Here is a 6,206-nt window from a genome sequence, read left to right on the forward strand (position 1 = left end):
AATACCAAACGAAAATAATAAGAATACTAGAAAATAATTAATTGTGAAAATGTAAATAAATGAAAAAGCAGCTTTTAACTACCAAAATTTTTACGTTTCAATTCCTGATAGCTTTCATTCTATCTTCTTGCACCACAAATACAAATAAAGAGATCGATACAAAAAAAGAAAGCACCTTTGTAACTTCTGTGCACCAAGAAGTTGCTTTAGGAGAAATTCAACCAAATGGCTGGCTCGAAGATCAACTTACTATAATGCTAAATAATTCTACAGGACATTTAGATGAAATTTATGATAAAGTAAAAATAGATAATGGTTGGCTTGGTGGAAATGGCGATGATTGGGAAGAAACTCCATATTGGTTGGATGGAGCAGTTCCATTAGCCTATCAATTAAATAATGAAAGACTTAAACAAAAAGTAAAAAAATATATTGATTGGAGTATTGAAAACCAACGCCCTTCTGGATATTTCGGACCGATTACAGAATGGGAAAGAGAAACAGGAAATAAGGTAGATTTTGAAAATGCAGATAAAGGAGAAGATTGGTGGCCAAGAATGGTGATGTTAAAAGTAATCCAGCAGTATTATACGGCAACAAAAGACAAACGTGTAGTCCCATTTATGGAGAAGTATTTTGACTACCAATTAAAAACACTTGATAAATGTCCGATTGGAAAATGGACAGAATGGGCGCAATCTCGAGGAGTCGAAAATATAAGAATAGCTCAATGGTTGTATACAGTTAATGGCGATGAAAAGTTATTAACCCTTGCAGAAAAAATTAAGAAGCAATCTTTTGCCTGGAGTGAATGGTTAGGAAATAGAGATTGGGCAATTAACGCTACCGTAAATCCTGATGGAAAAACATGGATGCATCGGCATGGAGTAAATGTAGGAATGGCGATTAAGGAACCAGCAGAGAATTACCAAAGAACAGGAGACTCTACTTATCTAAAAGCTTCCAAAATAGGCTTTAATGATTTAATGACTTTACATGGATTACCAAATGGAATTTTCTCTGCAGATGAAGATTTACATGGAAATGCCCCCATTCAAGGTACCGAACTTTGTGCTGTTGTGGAAACAATGTTCTCTTTAGAAGAAATTATTGGAATTACAGGAGACCCATTTTATATGGATGCGTTAGAAAGAGCTACATTTAATGCTTTGCCGCCTCAAACTACAGACGATTTTAACGAAAAACAATATTTCCAACTAGCCAATCAAATAGAAATTGATAGAGGAGTATATGCTTTTACGCTCCCTTTTAATAGAGAAATGAATAATGTTTTAGGCGTTAAAAGTGGTTATACTTGTTGTTACGTAAATATGCATCAGGGATGGACAAAATTCACACAACACTTGTGGTTTAAAAATAAGGAAGGAGGTTTAGCAGCATTAATTTATAGTCCGAATACAATTTCAACTAAAATAAAAAATCAAGAAATAGTCATAAAAGAGAATACCTCCTACCCTTTTGGAAAGGATGTGAATTTTGAGATAACAACTGGAAAAGAAATTGACTTTCCTATGGATTTTAGAATTCCAAAATGGTGCAATAATGCCTCTATTACTGTTAACGGAGAAAAAGTAATTTTTGAAAAAAATAAATCGATTGTCACAATTAATAGAACTTGGAAAAATGGAGATCTTATAAAACTTAGTCTTCCAATGGAAGTAAAAGTTTCTCAATGGGCAGAAAACTCTCGTGCAATAGAAAGAGGTCCCTTAGTTTATGGACTAAAAATGAAGGAAATATGGCAGCAGGAAACTGAAAAAACAGAAGGAAACTATTTTACGGTACACACCAATTCCGATTGGAATTATGGATTACTTCGTGAAGATATTGAAAACACTAATAAAAATGTAAAAGTAAGTAGCTCTCCTTTAAAAGAAGATTTTAAATGGAATATAGAAAACGCTCCCTTTGAATTAAAAATTCGTGCAAAGAAAATTCCAGATTGGCAAGCTGTTAACGGGCTAGCACATCTCCCAGTTTCTGGACGTGAAGGCATTTATAAAGGAAATGTAACAGATAAAATTGAAACCATAAGCTTAATTCCAGTAGGATTTACTAAACTGAGAATACAAGCTTTTCCCGTTGTTAACTAATTAAATATAAACACCATAAATAAATTTAAAAATGAAAAATATTTGCTCAATACTACTACTACTTTTAGTATGTAATCTAGGTTTTTCTCAGGAGAACCCTGTCTTAAAAACAAATAAATGGTCAGCTGAAAAAGCACAATCGTGGTACGACTCTCACAACTGGATAAATGGAGCAAATTTTGTTCCAAGTACCGCTATTAATCAGCTTGAAATGTGGCAAGAAGATACTTTCGACCCAGAAACAATTGACAGAGAATTGGGGTATGCTGCTGGAATCGGTTTTAATACTATGCGAGTGTATTTACACAGTTTAGCCTATAAAGTAGATAAAAAAGGCTTTAAAAAACGTGTAGAGGAATACTTAAATATTGCAGACAAGAATGGAATCAAAACAATTTTTGTATTCCTAGACGATGTTTGGGATGCAAATCCTAAAATAGGGAAACAGCCCGCTCCAAAACCAGGAACACATAATTCTGGATGGGTACAAGATCCTGGGTATCCTGCCTCAAAAAACGAAGCTAATTTTCCAGAATTAGAAACCTATGTAAAAGACATTTTAAAAACTTTTGCTAATGATGAGCGCATCTTATTATGGGATTTATATAACGAACCTGGTAACAATGGAAAAAGTAATGAGTCGCTTCCGCTATTAAAAGAGATTTTTACATGGGCACGAGAAGTAAATCCGTCACAACCAATAAGTGCTGGAATATGGAAATGGGATGAAAAAGAACTAAATGAGTTTCAGGTAACAAATTCTGATATTGTAACTTATCACGACTACGAGGGACCGGAATGGCATTTAAGAGTTATTCAATTGTTAGAATCTTTTAATCGCCCATTAATTTGTACAGAATATATGGCAAGAACCAGAAATTCTAGGTTCTCTAATACACTTCCTATGTTAAAAGAACATACTATTGGAGCAATTAATTGGGGATTGGTTAACGGAAAAAGTAATACCATTTATGCCTGGGATACCCCAATAGCTAATGGAGATGAACCTATAGAGTGGTTTCATGATGTGTTTAGAAAAGATGGAACTCCATATCGTGAAGATGAAGTTAATTTAATTAAAAAACTAAATAACAAATAATGTTCAATTCAATAAAACATATCTCACTTATAGCAATTTCTATACTTTGTTTTGCTTCTTGTAAAAAAGAAAAAAAAGAGAAAGCAGCTACAAAAGATGTTGTAGAAGTAATCAAAAAAGACTCCATTGCTTCCTTATTAAAAACCAAAAATTTTGACACTATTGTCAACGGAAAAAAGGTACAATTATACTGGATTCAGAATAGCAATATAAAAGCAGCATTTACAAATTATGGAGGGCGAATAGTAGGATTATGGGTGGCAGATAAAAAAGGAAAGATGATAGATGTTGTTGCAGGAATGGATAGTGCAAAAGGATTTATAAATTCTACCGAACCTTATTTTGGAGCTACAATTGGACGTGTAGGAAATAGAATTGCTAAAGGAAAATTTACCTTAAACGGAAAAGAATATTCAATTCCAATAAACAATGGAGAGAATACCTTACATGGAGGAAAAAAAGGATTTCAAGATGTTGTTTGGGAGGCAAAAAAAGTAAATGAGCACACCATTGCATTAAAATATAGTGCAGCAGATATGGAAGAAGGTTTCCCTGGAAATCTAGATGTAACAGTTACCTATTCTATTACAGAAGATAACGCTGTAAAAATAGAATATAAAGCAACAACAGATAAACCTACGGTTGTAAATTTAACTAATCATGCTTTTTTTAACCTGAATGGAGAAGGAAGTGGTTTTATTTTGAATCATAAAGTTCAAATTTATGCTGATAAATACACCCCTGTAGATGCTGGTTTGATTCCTACAGGAACTATAGAAGACGTGGAAGGGACTCCATTTGATTTTAGAACTCCACATACTATTGGGGAACGCATAGAAGAAACCAATAAGCAATTAACCTTTGGAAAGGGGTACGATCATAATTTTGTACTTAATGGGAGTAAGAAAAATGGGTTAAACCACGTGGCTACTATTGTAGGCGATAAATCTGGAATTATTATGGATGTAACAAGTGAAGAGCCAGGGGTACAATTTTATAGTGGAAATTTTATGCAAAGTAAAAACACTTTTAAATCGGGGGTTAAAGATGATTTTAGAACCACGTTTGCGCTAGAAACACAACACTTTCCAGATACTCCAAATCAGCCTAACTTCCCTTCAATTACTTTGAATCCGGGGGAAGAATACCATACCGTTTCATTATATAAGTTTTCAGTAGAAAATAACTAAAGTACGCTGCACTATAAAGTGCAGCGCTCTATAAATCTATTTACCATAAATTCATAGCTATATCTTTTATTTCCTACCTATGCCCTAACAGCAACTCTTTACGGTATGAAAATGGTATAGCTGTGAATTTTTGGTTAAAATATGTGTACTTAAAAGTATGACAAAAAAATTTAGGCTTTGTTCAAACCATTGCTACAACCAATAACACTATTAATCGAGACCTATTAACGATGAATTATTTTAAAATAAGTTTACTTTTTATATTTATAAGCATTTATGCTTTTGGACAAGACCTCTCCAATGACCAAATATACTTAGCCGATCCTACTATATTTAAAGATAATAACACTTACTATTTGTATGGAACTAAAAGCGATCCTAGAATTGATGGAGAAGGCTTTTTAGTATATACTTCAAAAGATTTAAAAACTTGGGAAGGTCCAAAAGGAGTACAAAATGGATATGCCTTAAAAAAAGGAGAAGCTTATGGTACTAAAGGTTTTTGGGCACCACAAATTTTTAAATATCAAGGCAAATATTATATGGCTTATACTGCCAATGAAAACATTGCAATTGCAACAAGTAACAGTCCGCTAGGTCCTTTTAAAAATAACATGGAAGCCATTAAAGCTCCTGTAAAACAAATAGATCCCTTTATTTTTTTTGATAACGGAAAGGCATATATGTACCATGTAAGATTGCAAAATGGGAATCGGATTTTTGTAGCTGAAATGAATAAAAATCTAAATCAAATAAAACCAGAAACCCTAAAAGAGTGTATCAATGCAAAAGAAAAGTGGGAAGACACTCAAAATGTGGAATGGCCAGTAGCGGAAGGACCTACTGTTTTTAAAAAGAAGAAGCTATACTATTTAATCTATTCGGCAAATGATTTTAGAAATCCAGATTATGCTGTAGGTTATGCTACAAGTAAAACCCCAATTGGACCTTGGAAAAAAGCTACAAATAACCCTATAATCTCTAAAAATAATATCGGGTCCTTAGGAACTGGACATGGAGATATTGTTATTGATAATTCTGGGCAAACTTATTATGTTTTGCATACACACAACTCAAATAACAAAGTGCATCCTCGTAAAACTGGAATTGTAAAATTAAATACTCAAAATTCTAAACTACATATTGAACCAGATAGTTTTAATTGGATAAAAGTTATGCATTGAAAAAAAAAAGCTATTATTAATAGATAAGAAATATGAACCCTTAAATGTTTTAATGCTTTGCTAATATGAGTTTCTACAGTACGGACAGAAATATTTAGTTCCTCAGCAATTTCATGATTAGTATATTCTTCAATTCTACTCAAATAAAATACATTTTTACATTTTTCGGGAAGCGTTTGTATAGTTTTATGAACCTGTGTTTCTAGATCTTTGTATTCTATTGCATTTTTTACATAATCTTCAGAAGGAAGGAAATTTAAATGTTCGTTATTAATTTGTGTATACTTTTCATCTCTTAAAGCATTTGCTATTTTATATTTAAGAGCCCTAAAAAGATAAGATTCTATATTCTTTATTTTTGCAGTTGGAGCCTTCTCCCATATACTAATAAAAATATCTTGTAAAATATCTTCACAAAGCTGTTGGTGGTTTAAAACTTTGAGTGCATAGAGGTACATTTTTTTCCAATAAACATCATAGTATAATACTCCCCAAATTTAGGACAGGAAATTAAGTTGTAATTTTAACCCTGTCAATATGAAAACATCAAGAAGAAAATTCAGCGCATCCTTTAAGGCCAAAGTAGCCATTGAAGCGATAAAAGAGCAGACAAGTATAC

5 protein-coding genes are annotated in these 6,206 nt (G+C 32.6%); 4 read left to right on the plus strand and 1 reads right to left on the minus strand.

Features of this window, described 5'->3' with window-relative positions; genetic code table 11:
• Window positions 1-59 precede the first annotated feature (59 nt).
• From AC13CQ_RS03545 to AC13CQ_RS03560, 4 genes are all read left to right on the plus strand, one after another.
• Window positions 60-2,114 (plus strand): beta-L-arabinofuranosidase domain-containing protein, encoded by a 2,055-nt coding sequence (locus AC13CQ_RS03545; RefSeq protein ID WP_337900797.1) that lies wholly within the window; start codon window positions 60-62, stop codon window positions 2,112-2,114.
• 31 nt (window positions 2,115-2,145) lie between these two features.
• Entirely contained in the window at window positions 2,146-3,213 is a 1,068-nt protein-coding gene (locus AC13CQ_RS03550) for a cellulase family glycosylhydrolase (RefSeq protein WP_337900796.1), read from the plus strand.
• Complete coding sequence (locus AC13CQ_RS03555) at window positions 3,213-4,403, plus strand: aldose epimerase family protein (protein WP_474507098.1); 1,191 nt, start codon at window positions 3,213-3,215, stop codon at window positions 4,401-4,403. The genes AC13CQ_RS03550 and AC13CQ_RS03555 overlap by 1 nt, the downstream gene beginning before the upstream one ends.
• A gap of 230 nt (window positions 4,404-4,633) precedes the next feature.
• Entirely contained in the window at window positions 4,634-5,587 is a 954-nt protein-coding gene (locus AC13CQ_RS03560; protein ID WP_337900794.1) for a glycoside hydrolase family 43 protein, read from the plus strand.
• Here the strand turns inward: AC13CQ_RS03560 and AC13CQ_RS03565 are convergent.
• Window positions 5,527-6,084, minus strand: a complete 558-nt coding sequence (locus tag AC13CQ_RS03565; protein WP_474507695.1) for an RNA polymerase sigma-70 factor — start codon at window positions 6,082-6,084, stop codon at window positions 5,527-5,529. The two genes, AC13CQ_RS03560 and AC13CQ_RS03565, sit on opposite strands and share 61 nt — an antisense overlap.
• Window positions 6,085-6,206 lie beyond the last annotated feature (122 nt).

The sequence above is a fragment of the Galbibacter sp. L-19 genome, assembly GCF_056857615.1.